Raw genomic sequence first — 18,572 nt, 5'->3', positions numbered from 1 at the left:
TAAGACGAAACGCATTTGCGTCTGCTTTAAATCTGTATGAAAACGGTTTTCGTCTTGCAGGGCAGTTGCCGTTTCTACAGTTCAACTTCCAGTTCGGCTTTGTGCTCGTAGAGGTAGTCGCGCATGTAGGGGATGGCAAATGAGACCTTGCCGTACGAAGGAGCCTCGATAATCGATTCTCTTAACAGGCGGCTGCGGACGGAGCTTACCTGTTGAGGCGTTTTGTTTAGGGCGTCGGCAACCATGCTGGTCGAGCTCGTCTGCCCCAAAGACGCCATGCTCAGCAGATAAGCGATGCACGTGGGCGGAATGCGCTGCAGCGCGGGCTCAATCACCATGGCGCAGAAGCGTTCGCGTGCCGTTGCAATGCCGCGCTCGGCTTCTTCTTCTCCAATAATCGCTGTATGCGCGCGTCTCGCCAACTGCCATGCGTAGTATCCAACGAGTTGGATCATGAAAGGATAGCCTTGCGTTGCCTCGGCAAGTTGGCCGGCAATACCTGGTTGCAACTCCACGCCAGACGCTTCAATGGTTTCCTCGAGGGAATACAACACTTCGGTTACTGCCACAGCCTTCAGGTCAAAGGGGAGGGCGCGGCGCAAAAACGCAAGTGTCTTTCCGTTGATGATGCTTTCAATCATCGAAGGCAGACCCGCAAAAACAAAGGCGATATCAAGGTCTTCGCCGATAACCTGCTGAATCGCAATGGAGAGCGTTCGGACCTCATCGAGCTCTGCGTCTTGAACCTCGTCGAGAGTGATGAGCAGGCCATTTCCATTCTTGGATATTGTCTGTCTCATGGCGTCGCGTAGCGATGGGCCGATTCGTTCAATATCTATGCTGCCGATGGATATGCCAGCTACGGTGGGCTCAAATCTGGCGTGCTTGGCCTGGAATTTGGGCTGCAGCTGTTCGAGAATGCGCTGGCAAAGTCCCTCGGTTGCGACCTCTTTTATGACCGTCCAGCCACGGCTTTGCGCCAAACGTGAGCACTCGTCAAGGAGGACCGTCTTGCCCGTTCCACGGACGCCGGCTATGCGCATTAGGCGCCCCGGGGCACCAGGCCCGTTGACGAGGCCCTCATTGAATTCTTCGAGCACATCTTCGCGGCCGATAATCGTGGGAGGTGTTTTACCTGCTGTGGGCTTAAAAGGGTTTGTTTGCATGTGAGCCACCTTTGCTCAAGATATAGCAAGATATAGCAAAGTATAGTGAGATATAGCAAAGTAAGCGCTACTCGCGGGTTTTGCGGTGGTGCTATTTTCCAAATGCCGCGCGGATAAAGCGCTGGGCGAACAGCTTGTTGGCAACTCACGAGGGCTCGGGGTGCCAATTTGGGGTGCAGTAGTGCTGCGCCACGAAAAGGGCCTATCTACTACGTTTAAGCCGCAGGGGTCAACCATAGTCGGCTTTTTCGAAAATCGACAAGCTGTCTACCTGCGGTTTTATTTTTGCAGTTTTCGGCATGGTCGGGGCTATCCGCGTTAACGTAGTAGATGGGCCCCTTTTGTGGCAAGGGGCCGACCTGCGGCTCAGGGTAGCCAAAAAAGCCCCGTCCCAAAAAGACTGTTGGAAGTTGCGGTGGAATAGTTCCTGTTTTTGCTGCTGAAGGCTTTGAACAGGAACTATTCCACCGCAACTTATGAGGGGGCGTGTCGATGCGATAGTATTGCATGGTGGTATTCGACAAACCGTGGCTTCATCCGAGGGCTTTATGGAACAGCAGCATTATCAGAGCCTGCAAGACCAGGCGTACAACGCATTGCGGTCCAAGATCATCTATGCCGAGCTCAGGCCCGGCACGCGCCTTTCGGCGATTGGTCTGGAAAAGGAGACGGGAATCGGGCGCACGCCCATTCGCGAGTCCTTTGTGCGCCTGCGTGAGCAGGAGCTGGTGGAAACGCGTCCCAAAAGCGGCACCTACGTCTCTAAGATCAGCATGGAACGCGCCGAAAACGCCTGCTTTTTGCGCGAGAAGCTCGAGAGAAGCGTGCTAATTAAATGCTGTTCGGCCGCCTCGCCCGAGCAAAAGCAGCGGCTTGAGCAGATTCTTACCGAGTCCGAGTCGCTCGACCATGGCGAAACGCGCCGTTTCTTTGACCTGGATAACCTGTTCCATGAGACATGTTTTGAGATTGCCGGTCGTCACATGTTGTGGGGTTGGATGAAGAGCATCAACACGCATTTTGAGCGATATAACTGGTTGCGTATGGTGTCGCAGGATTTGGATTGGGAGCCGATTCGTCGGCAGCATCGCCGGATTCTCGAGGCCATTAAGAGGGGCGATACCGACGCGGCGAGCTATCTGGCAGAGACGCACCTGCACCTGATGCCCGAAGAGCAAGGTCCGGTTATCGCCTTGCATCCCGACTATTTTGAGCTGTCCAAAGACTCGTTCATCTAATCAATCCCCATATAAGTTGCGGTGAAATAGGGACTGTTTTGTGACCTAGGTGGCGCAAACAGTCCCTATTTCACCGCAACTGCGTTGGGGCGTAACCGGGGCACAAAGCTGCGGCACCGCTTGGAGGAAAAGACCGGAAGCAAGGGTCCATTCCTCCAGACGGCACCGCAGCTGTTTTGGTGGCTCGGCTTTTGTCGAAGTGGCTTAGTTGAGCGCGACGGCCAGCCGAGTAGGCAAAGCGGCTTGGAGGCGTGTCGCTTCCGTCACGTTCTATCAGCATACAAGACGGTTTTGGTTCTTGTTCGTGACGGAAACGGCGCGCTTCCGAGCCGCTTTAAAAGAAAGGGGGCGAGGTCTAGGGCACGCCCCCTTTCACGATAGAGAGCTAAACCTAGCCGCGGACCTTCTTGACGACGTCCATGGCCTCGCGGGCAATCTGCTCGACCTTGGAGAAGTCGCCATCGGCAAACAGGGCCGGCTTGACCATCCAGGTGCCACCGCAGGCGATGATGGCAGAGGAGCTCAGGTACTCCTCGACGTTGGCGGTGCTCACGCCGCCGGTAGGCATAAAGCGGTGACCGACAAACGGAGCGGCGAGGGCCTTGATGGTGCTCAGGCCGCCATACTGGGACGCGGGGAAGAACTTGGTGACCTTGAGGCCCAGGTTCTCGGCTGCGGTAACCTCGGAGGGGGTCACGGTGCCGGGAAGGACGGGCAGGTCGATGTCGATGCAGTGCTTCACGACGTTCTCGTTGTAACCCGGGGAGACGATGAACTTGGCACCGGCGGCGCGGGCCTGCTCAACCTGCTCGACGGTCAGGACAGTGCCGGCGCCAACGCACATCTCGGGCTCGGCCTCGGCCATAGCGGCGATGCACTCGGCGGCGCAGGCGGTGCGGAAGGTGACCTCGGCGGACTTCATGCCAGCTGCCATAAGGGCGTGGGCGAGCGGAGCGGCGTCCTCGACCTTGTCGAGCACAACGACCGGCACGATGCCCAGGGACTCAAGCGTGGTGTAGAACTGATCGAACATGATGTTCCTTTCGATGTGTGGCGCGCATGGGCGCGTGATTGCCAAATGTGCTGGTCAGGAGCCGATTTTGGATTGGTTATCGGAGGCACTGCTTGGGGTTCAAGCAATTCCAAAACCGGCTGCTCGACCAGTCATGTAGGGAATGCCAGGCAAAACCGGAATGGGACTGGTGGTTTTGCCCGGCCGGAGGAATCGGGGAGCGGGCCGCAGGGGTATGGGATTGGAAAGCTGCGGCCCGCGGAATGGGGAACGAATTAACGGGCGACGCGGGTGCCACCGTCGGCGGCGGATGCCGCGGCTGCGATCTCGTCTGCGGTCACCAAGTTGGAATCGCCCTTGATAGTGAGCTTGAGGATCGAGGCTGCAATCGCGTAGTTGACAGCGTCCTGCGGGTCAAAGTCGTTGATGAGGGCATGGACGAGGCCGGCGTTGAAAGCGTCGCCGGCGGCAACGCCCTCGAGTACGTGCACGTCGTGAGCAGGGGAGAACCAGTGCTCGCCGCTCTCGGCCTCAAAGAGCATGCCCATCCAGATGGAGCGTTCGACGCAGGAGATGTTGCGGACGACCGAAGCGACCTTCTTACAGCCGTACTCGGCGCAGATCTGGCGGGCCATCTCGACGTAGGTGTCGCGCTCCTCGATGCCATGGGCAAGGGAGCCAGAGACGCAGGTCATGCCAAGGCCGGCAGGCGCATCCTCGTCGTTGGCGATGCAGATGTCGACGAGCGGCAGGAGTTCCTTCATGGTGGCCTGAGACTTCTCGGGCGACCACATTTTGCCGCGATAGTTGACGTCGCACACGGTGGTGATGCCCTTGGCGCGGCAGGCGGTGAGGGCATCCTTGCAGGCGGCAGCCATCTCATCGGAGACGGCGGGGGTCACGCCGGAGAAATAGAAGACATCGATGCCCTTGAGGATCTCGTCCCAGTCAAAGACGTCGCGCTTGGCCATGTTGATGGCAGAGTACTTGCGGTCGTAGACGCAACCGTTGCCGCGCTGCGAGGCACCGACCTCAAACACATAGGAGCCAAGGCGGTCGCCCTGACGCACGACGCGCGTGGTGTCGACGTCGTAGGCCTTCAGCGAACGCAGGGCGCACTCGCCCAGACGGTTGGCCGGGACAACGGAGACGTAAGCGGCCTTGTCGCCCTGGTAGGCCAGGGAAAGCGCAGTGTTGGCCTCGGCGCCGCCGTAGCGGACGTCAAACTCGGTTGCCTGCTCAATACGCAGGTGGTCTTTGGGTGAGAGTCTCATCATGATCTCGCCGAAGGTAAGAACCGTTTTACCCATGGTCGCGCAGCTCCTTTTACTCGTGCGTACACCTTTGATATGGCGTTGGCACGCAGGTGCCAAGACGGTAGGGTGCGTCTTTGCACCTGTGTGCCAACGCTCACCGAAATCGGTTTACGAAATCGGTTTCGTTTCGAGTTGTAGTATACTCACCTACAGCGTTTTGCAACCGAGATTTTTAAAAAATGCCTAAAATGGCTCAGACTGCCGACATTGGGAAACGGGGTGCGCTATGGCGCAGATGAGAATCAAGGACATTGCCGCCGAGGCGGGCGTGAGCCCGGCCACGGTCTCGCGCTATCTCAACAACCGCCCCGGGCAAATGACCGAGGAGACCCGTGCTCGCATCGCGGCAGTTATCGAGCGCACTGGCTATCGCCCACGTGCCGCCGCGCGCAATCTGCGCAGCTCGCGTACGAACCTCATCGGTGTGATTCTGGCTGACATCGCCAACCCGTTCTCGAGCGCCATGCTCGAGGGCCTTTCCGCCAGCGCCGCGGCGCGCGGCTGCTCGCTCATGACGGCCATTAGCGGCAACGACCCCGCTAAGGAAGCGGAGTCGCTCACCAGACTTATCGATGCCGGCGTGGACGGCCTGGTCGTCAACACCTGCGGAGGCAATGACGAGGCGATCGCCGCGGCAGCGGGACGTCTGCCCGTCGTGCTGCTCGACCGCGACGTTGCCGACGGCGGTGTTGACCTGGTGACATCTAACAACCGTGAGCTGGTCGCCGGCTTGGTAGACGCCTTGGCAGCTGCGGGCAGCGAGCGTCTGTGCCTGCTCACCGAGGCAAGCGACGATAGCCCCGTGCGTCGAGAGCGCGCCGAGGCCTTTGCCGACGAGCTTTCGCGCCGCGGCCTTGCGGGCGAGGTCGTCACCCTGGCCGACGGTGGCGCCACGGGCGTTGGCCGTTTGGACAAGACCATCCGCGACTACGCGGGCAAAAGGCTCGGCCTTATCGCCGTCAACGGCCTGGTTTTCCTGCGTCTGACCGAGGCGCTGGCGCAGCTTGGTCCCTCGCTGCCGGCGGGGCTCAAGATCGCGACGTTTGACGACTACCCCTGGAACCATGTGCTCTTTGGCGGCGTCACCACGGCCGCGCAGGACACCCTCACCATTGCCGAGCGCGTAGTCGAGCGCCTTTCCGAGCGCATCGACGTCGTTACCACCACCGTGGGCGAGGCCGCAAAGCTGGCGCCCAAACGCATCGAGATCCCCGGCCACATCGAACACCGCGCTTCGACCTCGCGCTAACCGTCTGCTCGAGCTGGCCTGTTCGCGCACGTTTTTTGAGCGCTTGATACGCTTTAACCCTGCGGAAACATTTTTCTGCGATAGTATCTGCGATATAGACCAGTCGAAACCCGCCCGAAAGAAAGGGGAGCGACATGAACCAGCAGAACATCGATTACGTACTCCGCTCCGTAGAGCAGCGCGACATCCGCTTTGTGCGTCTGTGGTTTGTCGACATTCTCGGCCGCCTCAAGAACTTTGCCATTAGCCCCGAGGACCTCGAGGTCGCTTTTGAGGAGGGTATTGGCTTTGACGGCTCCGCCATCGAGGGCTTTGCCACGCCCGAGGAAGCCGACATGCTGGCGTTTCCCGATGCTTCGACCTTCCAGATTCTGCCGTGGCGTCCGAGCCATAACGGCGTCGCCCGCGTGTTCTGCGACGTGTGCACCCCCGACCGCAAGCCCTTCGCCGGCGATCCGCGCGATGCCCTGCGCCGCATGTTCCGCAAGGCCGAGAAGGCTGGCTATCTGCTCAACGTGGGCGCCGAGCTGGAGTATTACTACTTCCCCGACGAGCACACCCCCGAGCCGCTCGACAACGTGGGCTACTTCGATCTTTCGGTGAGCGATGCCGCTCGCGACCTGCGCCGCAACACGGTCCTCACGCTCGAGAAGATGTCCGTGCCCGTGGAGTACACCTTCCACGCCGCCGGCCGCTCGCAGCACGGCATGAGCCTGCGCCACGCCGAGGCCCTGAGCATGTCCGATGCCATCACCACGGCCAAACTCATCATTAAGCAGCAGGCCTACGAGAGCGGTTGCCACGCCTCCTTTATGCCCAAGCCGCTGGCAGGCGAGGACGGCAGCGCTATGTTCCTGTGCCAGTCGCTATTCGACCACGACGGCAACAACGTCTTTTGGGGCGAGGACGACGAGAAATACCATCTCTCCGATATCGCCAAGCACTATATGGCCGGTATTCTGGCGCACGCGCGCGAGATCAGCGCCATCACCAACCCCACGGTCAACTCGTACAAGCGCATCACCACGGGTGGCGACTCCGTGCCGCAGTACGCCACGTGGGGTCTGCGCAACCGCGCGAGTATGGTCCGCATTCCGGTCTACAAGCCCGGCAAGCAGCTGTCCACGCGCATCGAGCTTCGCAGCCCCGATCCCATGGCCAATCCGTACCTGGTCAACGCCGTCACGCTGGCGGCTGGTCTCGACGGCATCGAGCGCAAGCTGGAACTCCCGCCCGAGGCCACGGCTGAGACGCTCAAGCTTACCGACCGCCAGATGCTCGAGGCTGGCTACACGCCGCTGCCGCGTTCGCTCAAAGAGGCGCTCGACGTGTTTGAGGACTCGCAGTTTATGAAGGATGCCCTCGGCGAGCACATCCACAGCTTCTTCCTCAAAAAGAAGCGCGACGAGTGGCATAAGTTTGAGTCCACGATCACCGAGTGGGAGATCAAGCACTACCTGGCGAACTCCTAATCGCGCTGGCTTGTTCCAGTATGATTGAGCTCATTTCTTTGGAGGCCGATATGTCCGAAAAGAGTGCCCTGTTCATGGCGCGCACGACGCGCTTCCACGAGTTTGCCCGCAGCTTGACGACCACCCTGGGTGTCGAGGTGAGCCTGGCCACCCCCGATTCGCCGACTGCGGCGCACGACTTTGACCTGCTGATCCTCGATTCCGATGGCATCCGCAGCGACCGCATCGATCAGATTGCCAAGTGGCTTGACGATCGCGGCGGCGTCCCCATGCTGGTGATCGTCGACGACGAGGCGCTCGGCACCCTGCGCCTGCCGAATCACGCGCATGCCGACTTTGTATGCCCCACGGCGACGCCCAACGAGCTTAAGGCTCGCGCGCAGCGCCTGATGGGCGAGGAGGAGACCGTCGCCGCCGACGATGTGCTCAACATCGATAACCTCGAGATCAACCTGGCTACCTACCAGGTGACGCTCGATAACGAGCCTATCGACCTGACGCTGATGGAGTACTCGCTGCTGAGCTTTTTGGCGACGCATCCCAACCGTGCCTACAGCCGCGAGGTACTGCTGCACCGCGTGTGGGGCTTTGAGTACTGCGGCGGTACGCGTACCGTCGACGTGCACATCCGACGCATCCGCTCCAAGGTGGGCCCGCAGATCGCGGCACACATCACCACCGTCCGCGGCGTGGGCTATCTGTTTAAGGACTAGCAAGTAAATAGAGGGCAATGTGAGGGTACCGGAGATTTCTCCAGTACCCTTTTCTCGTTTAGGGCGAAAAGAAGACCTTTCACCGATTAAAAGTGTGTCAGTAAAAACAATATCAAACGTATAACACTATCTAGCGAATATCATTTAGTTACCGTATCTCCCTACTACACGGATGGAGGAAGAAATGCGTTATTCGAGAAAGGTGATTGTCGGATTCATAGTGTTGCTTGCCGCCCTGATGTCTCCAAGGTTGGTTTTTGGAGACGACGACTTGGTCCGTGTCACACCGCAAATAGCTGTGGAGCAAGCGCAGGCTTTCTTTGATGATGTATCGGATGAGCCGGTGACCGCTTGTGACCCAGTAAAAATGGTGAATTCCGATGGGGAATCAATCGGGTATATCGTTCGTGCGAAGCGGGATGACGTTAACTATGGCTACGTCGTATTTGATTCAGAGCGATCTTGGTGGATCAGCGAATACTGCTTGGCTCCGAACGCTCTTTTACCTATCGAGAGTGCAAGCGAAGAAATTGCACTCCTCGCATCCTCGGATAACGTCGTTGCGTTAAAGATTGACGAGCTAACTGTTGGCGTTGCCGACTTAGATAAAAACATTGTTTTAGACGCAAGTGGAAAAAAAAGTACCAAATTAATTGTCCTCGGGAGGCAATCGCAGCGGATCGCCGGAACATTTCGATGACGTTTTTGTATCTGCCAAGGATTTGTATAAACAGGGATATGTTGTTGATGCGAGCAAAACGGTTTCGGGAATAATAACGCCAACGCAAACAGAAGTTATCAAAGAAACGGGGACTTATGCTTGCGCTGTTTCGGCAATGTTTGCAGTTAGCAGTCACTATGTGACTTTGAACCGCCTTAAATTGTCCGATTTATACTCGGAGCTTTGGAGGCTGTCGGGGACATGGGAAGAAGAAGGAGGAAAGAAATATGATCAAGCGACTGGTCTGTACTTTACTCAAGGCAAGACTTCTCCTGACAAACCCGCTCCGGCCTTAAAGGAGTTTTGTGCAAGACGAGGCAAGGAGCTTGAGACGTCATTCGTTTGGTATCCGTCATGGGATTCCTTTAGGGTGAATACCGACTCGGGGAATCTGAGTATTTTCTCTGGAAGGCTCCGGTCAAATGGCAGCGGGCACGCAATGGCAGTTGTGGGCTACGTGGCAATGCATAACACATACTCGAATGCCAAGAAGTACCTGCTTGTTGTTTGGAATGGATGGACAAACCAGCTACAGTTTCTTCCATATGACGTATCAATTTACACGTCTCACGATGGCACATATTGCAAGGGTTGATTGTACTCGTGAACGGCGACAAGTTCATTCGAAGGGCAATGCTCCTATTGGTGCTTTCCTTTGCTTTGCTCACCGCGGCGAGCTTCTTTCTGTTAAGGGCGACTAATGGGGGAGAAAACGACACGGTTGTTGCAGTCGAGGTGCGCGTTCTATCGGATGTTCATAACGGGCAATTTGAGGCGCTTATGCCAAGTGGTTGCCGTAAGAGAATCGATATGCGCCGTAAGTCAAGTTCCGGATATGTCTCAGGGTTGAAAGCAGGTGATAAATGGATTCTAGTTTTTGTGGAAGATAAGGAACTTGACGGGACTGTTCTGTATCCCCATTCAGCTGAGAAAGTCAAATCAAGTAGACAAGGGGAATGAAGAATGATTGATAGAAAGCAGTTCTTAGGTCTGATGGCGGGGGCTCCTATTTTGATGCGAGCCGGGATGGCAGAAGCCGTGGAGTTGCCGGACGCTCAGAAGCGATTGACGCTCGTGGTCGACACGGTGGTCAGAGATGAAAATGGCAATGAAAAAACGCGAACAAGAAGCAGAGAGACTATTTTCACGCCAGAGAGCAAAACTGTGTCTGCCGACGCTATGGCCGGTGATGTCATAACAATCCAGAGGGAATCAGATGAAACGTTGCCGCTGCTTGCCAAGATTGAGCTCACAGTCGCTTATTATAACGATAAAACAGAAATTGAGATTCGTTCCGGAAAGTACTCGATAGTCCAAATCGATCCGCTTGTGATGTATGCAAACGCTTGGTACGCGCTCATGCAGAAGGATAAATACGTGATGAATAACTTCACGGAAAGCGAAGCATCATATGAAACGGGGTGGGAGCCAACGCCATACGACGCGGAGAAAGATAAGTGGACGTGCGGATCAGGCATGGGCGCGACGATTACGGACTTCATTAACGATTCAACATATAGCTTTGCTATCGACTGTTATATCGAATAGACATGACGGCATAGAACGAATTGGCCTATAAGTATGTCATTACTTAAGCAAAGCTGAAATCTTGGCATCTAGTGCTCGGGACTGCCCAGCTTGGGGTACAACTCAACGCGAACAATGATGGCCCGCCACATGTTTGGCGGGCCTTTGGTTATTAGACGAAAGGATCGCAGCCATGAGCGAGAACGATTCCCAGCGTCCTCAGGATGCGGGCAACGCTGGCGAGACCCAGCAGCAGCCGCGTGTGCAGGTGGAGTCGACGCCTGCCGGCAGTAACATTCCCTACGTGCAGGCTTACGATACACAGACCGGCCAGCCGCTGGGCGGTCAGCAGGTTGTAAACAAGCACACGGTGGTCAAGACCAAGACCAAAAAGCTGCCGATCTTTATTACGGCACTCGCCGGCTGTGCCTGCGGAGCCCTGCTGGTCATTGCGCTCATTATGAGCGGCACGCTCAATATTGGCGGCGGAAAGAATGCCGTGACGGCGGGTGCTTCGGGTTCGTCGACGCAAAAGATTACGATCGACTCCGAGGACACCACGCTTGCCGAGGCCGTTTCTGCCAAGGCCCTGCCCTCCGTCGTTTCCATCACCGCCACTTCGAGCGGTAGCCAGAACGGCTCGCTTTCGCAGTCTGCCGACGAGTCGGATAGCTCGGGCAGCGTCGGCTCGGGCGTGGTACTCGATACCGAGGGCCACATCCTCACCAACAACCACGTGGTCGATGGTTACGACCAGTACGTGGTGACCATGGACGACGGCACCACCTATGAGGCCGAGTTCGTGGGCAACGATGCCTCGAGCGACCTGGCCGTCATCAAGCTCAAGGATGCTGACGCCTCCAAGCTCACCCCGATCGAGATCGGCGACTCCTCCAAGCTCAACGTGGGCGAGTGGGTCATGGCGATCGGCTCGCCGTTCGGCAACGAGCAGTCCGTCTCCACGGGCATCGTGTCGGCGCTCTATCGCTCCACGGCCATGAGCTCTACCAGCGGCAACACCATCTACGCCAACATGATCCAGACCGATGCTGCCATCAACCCGGGCAACTCCGGCGGCGCGCTCGTCAACGACAACGGCGAGCTCGTGGGTATCAACTCGCTCATCGAGAGCTATTCGGGCTCCAGCTCGGGCGTGGGCTTTGCCATTCCGGTCAACTATGCCAAGAACATTGCCGACCAGATCATCGACGGCAAGACGCCGGTTCATCCGTACCTGGGCGCCACGCTTTCGAGCGTCAATGCGCTCAATGCCCGTACCAACAAGCTCAGCACCGATAGCGGCGCCTACGTGGCAAGCGTCGTCGAGGACGGTCCCGCTGCCAAGGCCGGCATCCAAGAGGGCGATGTCATTACCAAGCTGGGCGACGATGAGATTACGAGCGCCGATGGCCTGATCATCGCTCTGCGCAGCCACGAGGTGGGCGAGAAGGTCGAGATCACGCTCATGCGCGGCAAGGAAGAGAAGAAGGTCACGGTTGAGCTGGGCTCTGACGAGGAGCTGCAGAGCCAGCAGCAGGACGACAGCGCGACCGACACCGGCAACGGCGGCATTACTGACGAGCAGTTGCGCCAGTATCTGGAGGAGCTGCTGGGCCAGCAGGGTCAGGGCCAGGGCTACGGCCAAGGCTACTAACGAGCCGTATCGCACATACCGATGCCAGAGGGGCTGTTCCGCCAACGCGGGACAGCCTCTCTTTTCTTATTGATCCGTTGGGGACGGAGGAAAACGGATCATTTAGAAATGGCAAGGGCATGGTTTGATCGCGCGATCCATCCCGGTCTAGCGGCTGCCGATTCGGTGCGGTTGGAAAGGGCGATTTGGCTCCATCGCGACCGGTGGTACTCTTGTATCCGTTTGAAATCGAGCGAAGGAGTGCCGCTATGGAGCAATCGAGCCTGTTTGGTGACGGCGTGGACATCGATACCGAAACGCCCGTGAGCGCGGATACCGCTGCACCGACCGATGCCCGTGCCCAGGCGGCAGCACGTGCGGCCGAGCTGCGCCACGAGCTCGATTACCACGCCTATCGCTACTACATGCTCGATGCGCCCGAGATCACGGATGCCGCATTCGACAAAATGCTCGTTGAACTGCAGGAAATCGAGGCGGCCTACCCCGATTTGGTGACGCCCGACAGCTATACCCAGCGTGTGGGCGGATACGTGAGCGAGCAGTTTACGCCGGTCACGCATATGGCGCGCATGTATTCCATGGACGATGCCATGGATCTAGACGAACTCGACGCATGGCTCCAGCGCACCGAGGACGCGCTCGGTGCTGGTAGCGTCACCTATACCTGCGAGCTTAAGATCGACGGCCTGGGCGTGGCGCTTACCTACCAAAACGGCACCTTTGTGCGCGCCGCCACACGTGGCGATGGCACCACGGGCGAGGACGTGTCGCTCAACGTCCGTACCATCAAGGATGTGCCCATGCACCTGTCCGAGCCGGCGCTCGCCCACATGGGCGCCGACCGCGAGCGCACCATTGAGGTACGCGGCGAGGTCTATATGCCCAAGGGCAGCTTTGTTCGTCTGAACGACGAGGCCGATGCCGAGGGGCGCGACCCCTTCGCCAACCCGCGCAACGCCGCCGCCGGCAGCCTGCGCCAGAAGGATCCCAAGGTCACGGCGCGTCGCGACTTGGCCACCTTTATCTATGCCATCGCCGATACCGATCCGTTGCACGTCCACAGCCAGCGCGAGTTCCTCGATTGGCTGCGTAGCGCCGGCTTTAGCGTCAACCCCAACGTGGCTCGTTGCGCCACGCCGGCCGAGGTCCACGAGTTCTGTGCCCAGGCGCTCGAGCACCGCGGCGACCTGGATTACGACATCGACGGCGTGGTCGTAAAGGTCGACAGCTTTCAACAGCAGCTCGACCTGGGCTTTACCGCCCGCGCACCGCGCTGGGCCATTGCCTTTAAGTTCCCGCCCGAGGAAAAGCGGACCGTCCTGCGCGAAATTCGCATCCAGGTGGGCCGCACCGGTGTGCTCACGCCGGTCGCCGAGTTCGACCCGGTGACGGTTGCCGGCTCCACCATCGCGCGCGCCACGCTGCACAACATCGACGAGATCCGTCGCAAAAACGTGCGCGAGGGCGACACCATCATCGTGCACAAGGCAGGCGACGTGATCCCCGAGGTCGTGGGCCCGGTGCTCGACAAGCGTCCGGCCGATTCGGTCGACTGGCACATGCCCGAGGTCTGCCCCGTGTGCGGCGGCCCCGTGGTCCACGAGGACGGCGAGGTCGCTTACCGTTGCGTCTCCATCGACTGCCCCGCGCAGCTCAAGGAGCGCCTGCTCCACTGGGTGAGCCGCGGCTGCATGGACGTCGACGGCCTAGGCGACGAGATCGTCGACAAGATGATCGCCGCCGGGCTGATCCACGACGTCGCAGACTTCTACCAGCTCACGGTCGACGACATCGCAGGCCTGGACACAGGGCGCACCTATGCCAGCTCCAACAGCAAAAAGGGCGTCAAGAAGGGCGACCCCATTCCGGTGGGCCTCAAGACGGCCGAGAAAATCATCGCCGAGCTCAACAAGTCCAAGAGCCAGCCGCTCGGTCGCGTGCTGTTTGCCCTGGGTATCCGCCATGTGGGCAAGAGCGTGGGCGAGGTCATCGCCGAGCGATTCCTGTCGATTGACAAGCTCATCTTGGCGAGCGAAGAGGACATCGCCGAGTGCGAGGGCATCGGTCCCAAGATTGCGGCGAGCGTCAAGCAGTTCCTGGCCGTGCCCGAGAACCTTGCCGTGCTGGAACGTCTGCGCCAGGCGGGTCTGTCACTCGAGGTCGACCTGGGCGCCGCGCACGCGCAAGCCGCAGCCGACGCTGGCGTGGCGGGCGAGCTCGCCGACGCACAGCCGCTCGCGGGTCTGACCTTCGTGCTCACCGGTACGCTCGTCAACCGCACGCGCGACGAGGCGGGCGCGGCGCTCAAGGTGCTCGGCGCCAAGGTTTCGGGCAGCGTGTCAAAGAAGACGAGCTATCTGGTCGCCGGCCCCAAAGCGGGCTCCAAGCTCACCAAGGCCGAGCAGCTGGGTGTGCCCGTGCTGGACGAGGCGGCACTTGAACAGATTTTGGCGACGGGTAGGGTCCCGGAGGCATAATGATTTGTTGAGGAACTGCGCAGAGGCTCAGTTCCTCAACATCTCCTTATAGTGTTTGCCTGTTCAATTTCGATATCGTTTCCCTCGTATGATCCAGATGCGTCTACCGACTCAAAGCGTGAGTAGGAAACTCTTGTCCCAACTTTGATTTGGGAAAGCTTGTCTTTGATTCGGCCAGATGAGGGGAATGTAATCCGGGTTTGCTTTCCAGCGTCGGTGTAGCGGGGACTGTTGTCTGTTTGGATTACGAGTTCCGTTCCCTCAATAGAATGAACGCTGCCGACTCCAAAGACAAGGTAATCATCTCCTCCGCTATAGCGGGCTCTATCTGTGCATGAAGAAACGGATGCAAACATAGCGAAAATCACCAATATCGTAACCAGGGCAAAGGCCGTGGTGCCATAGCATTTTGATGGTGCCATCCGGTTTACCAAAAGACTGTTCCGTTCAATTTGACCATATTGGGCGTTGCATAGTTAATCGCTCGGGGATAAGTGTTCCATCCGTCGAATACTTCGAGCCACTGCAGTTCGATGCCAGAGCTTCCATTATGCCCAGTAAAATAGCCAGTTACCGTGACTGTATGACCTGATAGCTCGACGGATCCTTCACTGTTTCGGCTGTTGATCCACATATGATACAAGCCGATATTCCCTTGATCGATAGTTGCTCTGTACTGAGCGAATTGAGGCTGATAACCGAAAAATTGAGTATTAAGTGCTCTACCCTTTTGAGCGGCAAGACTTTTAAACGGAACAATTCCATCTGGGATGATCGTGCTTCCGTACTCGACGCCCTGATCATTGGTCTTATACGTTGTTGTGCCAGTGACGTTCCATATTTCTTTATAATAATCGGGATTAAATTGATTAGCGTTTGAACTGGTGAGACCGTAATGCATTGATACAGCGTACAAGGCAGAAACGACGCATGCATACTTATTAGTGCGGGCTTCAACTAATGATTCCGAGACTCCTCGGAACGGTATTCCGTTTAAATCGTCTATTTGGAAATGCAACATCAAGTCATCTTCATTGATAATGACTGCATTCCATGAAGTTGGGTTATTGCTTTGAGGTGTTATACCCTTTTCGGTGGCAATCGGGACAGACCGTATATTGTTATAGTTGGTTACACAGTCTCTAGTTCCTGGCACCAAAGTTCCATATTCAATATCGTTGTACGAAATTAGTACGGTTGGGTTTGTGGCCTGTTGGCCGGAATAAGTTGAAATGGCGTTTGATAGAGAAGCTGAAATCGGAAGAATGGTATCGCCGAGGGTTATCTCCTTCAGAAGCCCGGGATATGATGCGTCAAGTACTAAATAACCGTAAGGGCTTCCTTCCCTTGTGACACTGATTTCATAGCCACAGATAAGGCCGATTTGTTGGCATACGGGAACGATTCGCTCGATCTCTAAGTTCGCGGATCCGTCGACGATGGGCAACAGGGAAAGCGCGTAGTCTTGTGCTAGGTCTGATGTAAAAGCGACGGATGAGTTTGAGTCGGCAGCGAATACTCTTGTTGGGCGTGACGCGGATAAGCCGATGATCGAGGCTAGGCCGAGAAGAAACGAGCGACGTGATTGAACTCTGGGCATAATGTCTCCTGCCTATGGGGGGCAATATGCTGTCATTTTATTTGCTACATAATACAATCTAATTCGGATTAAGGTAAATGGATGGAATTGCTCGATAAATGGTAGTGATTAGCGGACCGGTATCGCGATCCTCGTCACATACGCCCCCGGGTCGTCGCTGATGATGTCGTCGATGGGGGCGATTTCGCGCGAGGGACCGGCGGGGGACAGGTCGCGCTCGTGCATGTAATCGAGTAAGCGCTCATAGCGCGGGGCCGCCTGACCGTGCGTGCCGCGGAAGCTGACCGTCAGACACCGCGCGGCGGGACGTACTTCGACATCGCCCAGGTAATCGTCCGTGCCATCCAGCAGCAGAAAGACCTCGTCGTAGCCATCAAAGTCGCCGGCGGCAAGGCGTTCGGCGCTAATCCCAACGCCCAAGTTGCCCAGGAAGACAAAGGTCTCGTGCTGGCCCTTCTGCAATTGACGAATCTGCCACTCCAGCGCATAGGCGTCGGTAGGGTTGACGCGTTCGCGCAACACGGCGCAGCGAAGCTCGGGCGCATCGATTGTGCAAATGGTATCGAGCTCGGTGTTCAAGGCATCGTGCGGTAGAGCAAGCCGGTTATCGATCTTGCGCGACACGCGCTCCAGCTCGCGGCGCTTGCGCTCGATGAGCTCCTGTTGCTGAGCCAGCTGCCGCTGCATAAGGTCCACGTCGCGCGTGGTCACAAACTCACGGATTTGCGCCAACGGCAAGTCGAGAACACGCAGGTGGCTGATGGTATTGAGGGTGGAGAGCTGCCGCGATCCGTAGTAGCGGTACCCACTCGCCGGATCGATGTGTGCCGGGTCCAGCAAGCCCATTTGCTCGTAATGGCGCAACGTGCCCACGCTCAGGTTAAACAAGCGCGCCACCTCGCCAATGCGGAGCAGGCCCTCGGTATGTTCGGTTGGCGAGTCGGTCATGGGACCGCTCCTTTCAATAGGGTCGGGGAGGGACGCCAGGCCTACGTCGCCCCGCTACGCCACCAACCTGTCAAAAGCCCCGCGCCGGTTGAGCACGGTAAACGCGACAACACAGATGACCGCCGACAAAATCGATCCGCACGGCGAGGCGATGCCCATGGGAAACAACGTATCGGAATAGGCGTTCGACAGCAGCCACGCGCCCGGCACGCGAATGAGCGCCACGGCTAGCACGTTGTGCGCAAAGCCGATGTAGCTCTTGCCATACGCAGCGAAAAAGCCGCTAAAGCAAATGTGGATGCCGGCAAAAATCGCGTCGAAAATATAACTGCGCATATAGCCGGTGCCGGCGGTGACCACTGCAGCGTTCTTGGCAAAAAAGCCAATAAACGCCGGTGCCACCAGCCACATCAGCACCGTGATCAGGCAGCCGTACACTACCGAGATGGTCATGGCGTCCTTGAGCACCTGACGCGCACGATCGCCCTTGCCGGCGCCGGCGTTTTGCGCCGTGAGCGCGCTGACGGTGGCGCCCATGGAACTCGGCACAATGAACAAAAAGCTGATCATCTTCTCGACCAGGCCCACGGCGGCGGCGTCGACGAGCCCTCGGTGGTTGGCGATGACGGTGATAAACATAAACGCCACCTGGATACAGCCGTCCTGCACGGCCACGGGCACGCCGATCTTAAGAATGCTGCCGAGCACCTCGGGTTGGGGGCGCAGGTCGCTACGCTTAACGTGGATGTTCGTGCGACGGCTCTTGAGCCACACGAGCGCGAGGGCAACGCTTGCCGTCTGGGCGGTTACCGTGCCGAGCGCCGCGCCCACGGGGCCGAGCCCCATGTGCCCGATAAACAGAAAGTCGAGCGCGATATTGATGATGCATGCCACGCCGATCACGTACATGGGCGAGCGCGAATCGCCCAGCCCGCGAAAGATGGCCGAAAGAATGTTGTACGCGGCAATAAACGGAATGCCGACAAAGCAAATGCGCAGGTAGGCGGCGGTGCCTTCGACCGCCTCGGCCGGCGTGCCAATGAGTGCCACGATTTGCGGGCACAGTGCGAGCAGGACAGCGGCCAGCACCACCGAGACGCCCATAAAGAGCGTGATGGTGTTGCCGATGGCGGTCTCGGCGCGATCGAAGCGACGCGAACCCACGGCGTGGCCGACGATGACCGTCGTTCCCATGGCCAGGCCCACGAGCGCCACGGTAATCATATAGAGCGTCTGCGCGCCATTTGCCACGGCGGTGATGCCGGCAGCGCCGCTAAACTGCCCCATCATGTACAGGTCGGCCATGCCGTAGAGCATCTGCAAAAAGTACGAGAGCATATAGGGCAGGGCAAAGACCGCGATGGTCTTGAGGACATTGCCACGTGTGAGGTCGTGTTCCATGAGCGGGGCTTTCTGGCTGGGTTCGTTTAGCTACCAGTGTAGTGAAAACCCTACAACGATTGTAGAGTCAAGGTTTGT

At 57.9% G+C, this 18,572-nt stretch carries 15 protein-coding genes; 9 read left to right on the top strand and 6 right to left on the bottom strand.

Annotated elements, in window-relative coordinates; genetic code table 11:
* Positions 1-74: 74 nt before the first annotated feature.
* On the bottom strand, positions 75-1,166 hold the full coding sequence (locus tag AB5164_RS00580) for an ATP-binding protein (RefSeq protein WP_368142500.1): 1,092 nt from the start codon (positions 1,164-1,166) through the stop codon (positions 75-77).
* A gap of 548 nt (positions 1,167-1,714) precedes the next feature.
* Between AB5164_RS00580 and AB5164_RS00575 the strand changes: the two genes are divergently transcribed.
* Positions 1,715-2,404: a GntR family transcriptional regulator gene (locus AB5164_RS00575; RefSeq protein ID WP_368142501.1), complete on the top strand. Its 690-nt coding sequence runs from the start codon at positions 1,715-1,717 to the stop codon at positions 2,402-2,404.
* 391 nt (positions 2,405-2,795) lie between these two features.
* Here AB5164_RS00575 and eda read toward each other — a convergent pair whose 3' ends face one another.
* The gene (gene eda, locus AB5164_RS00570) at positions 2,796-3,437 is read right to left on the bottom strand and encodes a bifunctional 4-hydroxy-2-oxoglutarate aldolase/2-dehydro-3-deoxy-phosphogluconate aldolase (protein WP_161115494.1); all 642 of its coding nucleotides are present in this window, start codon (positions 3,435-3,437) and stop codon (positions 2,796-2,798) included.
* Between the two features lie 254 nt (positions 3,438-3,691).
* Positions 3,692-4,726, bottom strand: a complete 1,035-nt coding sequence (locus AB5164_RS00565; RefSeq protein ID WP_161115495.1) for a sugar kinase — start codon at positions 4,724-4,726, stop codon at positions 3,692-3,694.
* Between the two features lie 232 nt (positions 4,727-4,958).
* Between AB5164_RS00565 and AB5164_RS00560 the strand changes: the two genes are divergently transcribed.
* From AB5164_RS00560 to ligA, 8 genes are all read left to right on the top strand, one after another.
* Positions 4,959-5,981: a LacI family DNA-binding transcriptional regulator gene (locus tag AB5164_RS00560; RefSeq protein ID WP_349073825.1), complete on the top strand. Its 1,023-nt coding sequence runs from the start codon at positions 4,959-4,961 to the stop codon at positions 5,979-5,981.
* A gap of 134 nt (positions 5,982-6,115) precedes the next feature.
* Entirely contained in the window at positions 6,116-7,453 is a 1,338-nt protein-coding gene (locus tag AB5164_RS00555; protein ID WP_117745685.1) for a glutamine synthetase family protein, read from the top strand.
* Positions 7,454-7,503: 50 nt separating this feature from the next.
* Complete coding sequence (locus tag AB5164_RS00550; protein WP_118256204.1) at positions 7,504-8,166, top strand: response regulator transcription factor; 663 nt, start codon at positions 7,504-7,506, stop codon at positions 8,164-8,166.
* Between the two features lie 184 nt (positions 8,167-8,350).
* Entirely contained in the window at positions 8,351-8,866 is a 516-nt protein-coding gene (locus AB5164_RS00545; RefSeq protein WP_368142502.1) for a hypothetical protein, read from the top strand.
* A gap of 624 nt (positions 8,867-9,490) precedes the next feature.
* On the top strand, positions 9,491-9,847 hold the full coding sequence (locus AB5164_RS00540; protein ID WP_368142503.1) for a hypothetical protein: 357 nt from the start codon (positions 9,491-9,493) through the stop codon (positions 9,845-9,847).
* A 3-nt stretch (positions 9,848-9,850) separates the two neighbouring features.
* On the top strand, positions 9,851-10,435 hold the full coding sequence (locus AB5164_RS00535) for a hypothetical protein (RefSeq protein WP_117640056.1): 585 nt from the start codon (positions 9,851-9,853) through the stop codon (positions 10,433-10,435).
* A 172-nt stretch (positions 10,436-10,607) separates the two neighbouring features.
* On the top strand, positions 10,608-12,068 hold the full coding sequence (locus AB5164_RS00530) for a S1C family serine protease (protein ID WP_368142537.1): 1,461 nt from the start codon (positions 10,608-10,610) through the stop codon (positions 12,066-12,068).
* Positions 12,069-12,316: 248 nt separating this feature from the next.
* Positions 12,317-14,545 (top strand): NAD-dependent DNA ligase LigA, encoded by a 2,229-nt coding sequence (ligA, locus tag AB5164_RS00525; RefSeq protein ID WP_368142538.1) that lies wholly within the window; start codon positions 12,317-12,319, stop codon positions 14,543-14,545.
* 427 nt (positions 14,546-14,972) lie between these two features.
* On the opposite strand, the gene AB5164_RS00520 is transcribed toward ligA, so the two are convergent.
* The 3 genes from AB5164_RS00520 to AB5164_RS00510 form a co-directional block, all read right to left on the bottom strand.
* Positions 14,973-16,145, bottom strand: a complete 1,173-nt coding sequence (locus AB5164_RS00520) for a hypothetical protein (RefSeq protein ID WP_368138237.1) — start codon at positions 16,143-16,145, stop codon at positions 14,973-14,975.
* Positions 16,146-16,253: 108 nt separating this feature from the next.
* A complete protein-coding gene (locus AB5164_RS00515; RefSeq protein ID WP_368142539.1) occupies positions 16,254-17,093 on the bottom strand; it encodes a MerR family transcriptional regulator in 840 nt (279 codons plus the stop codon).
* Between the two features lie 54 nt (positions 17,094-17,147).
* On the bottom strand, positions 17,148-18,494 hold the full coding sequence (locus AB5164_RS00510; protein WP_368142540.1) for an MATE family efflux transporter: 1,347 nt from the start codon (positions 18,492-18,494) through the stop codon (positions 17,148-17,150).
* Positions 18,495-18,572 lie beyond the last annotated feature (78 nt).

The sequence above is a fragment of the Collinsella aerofaciens genome, from assembly GCF_040915425.1.
In the GTDB taxonomy this organism is placed as follows: domain Bacteria; phylum Actinomycetota; class Coriobacteriia; order Coriobacteriales; family Coriobacteriaceae; genus Collinsella; species Collinsella aerofaciens_BW.
This window is presented reverse-complemented; position numbering and strand designations above follow the sequence as displayed.

Coding starts and splice junctions, on each gene's coding strand:
- ligA (WP_368142538.1), top strand. CDS start 12,317: ATGGAGCAATCGAGCCTGTTTGGTGACGGCGTGGACATCGATACCGAA.
- AB5164_RS00550 (WP_118256204.1), top strand. CDS start 7,504: ATGTCCGAAAAGAGTGCCCTGTTCATGGCGCGCACGACGCGCTTCCAC.
- AB5164_RS00560 (WP_349073825.1), top strand. CDS start 4,959: ATGGCGCAGATGAGAATCAAGGACATTGCCGCCGAGGCGGGCGTGAGC.
- AB5164_RS00555 (WP_117745685.1), top strand. CDS start 6,116: ATGAACCAGCAGAACATCGATTACGTACTCCGCTCCGTAGAGCAGCGC.
- AB5164_RS00520 (WP_368138237.1), bottom strand. CDS start 16,145: ATGCCCAGAGTTCAATCACGTCGCTCGTTTCTTCTCGGCCTAGCCTCG.
- AB5164_RS00575 (WP_368142501.1), top strand. CDS start 1,715: ATGGAACAGCAGCATTATCAGAGCCTGCAAGACCAGGCGTACAACGCA.
- AB5164_RS00565 (WP_161115495.1), bottom strand. CDS start 4,726: ATGGGTAAAACGGTTCTTACCTTCGGCGAGATCATGATGAGACTCTCA.
- eda (WP_161115494.1), bottom strand. CDS start 3,437: ATGTTCGATCAGTTCTACACCACGCTTGAGTCCCTGGGCATCGTGCCG.
- AB5164_RS00515 (WP_368142539.1), bottom strand. CDS start 17,093: ATGACCGACTCGCCAACCGAACATACCGAGGGCCTGCTCCGCATTGGC.
- AB5164_RS00530 (WP_368142537.1), top strand. CDS start 10,608: ATGAGCGAGAACGATTCCCAGCGTCCTCAGGATGCGGGCAACGCTGGC.
- AB5164_RS00510 (WP_368142540.1), bottom strand. CDS start 18,494: ATGGAACACGACCTCACACGTGGCAATGTCCTCAAGACCATCGCGGTC.
- AB5164_RS00535 (WP_117640056.1), top strand. CDS start 9,851: ATGATTGATAGAAAGCAGTTCTTAGGTCTGATGGCGGGGGCTCCTATT.
- AB5164_RS00545 (WP_368142502.1), top strand. CDS start 8,351: ATGCGTTATTCGAGAAAGGTGATTGTCGGATTCATAGTGTTGCTTGCC.
- AB5164_RS00580 (WP_368142500.1), bottom strand. CDS start 1,166: ATGCAAACAAACCCTTTTAAGCCCACAGCAGGTAAAACACCTCCCACG.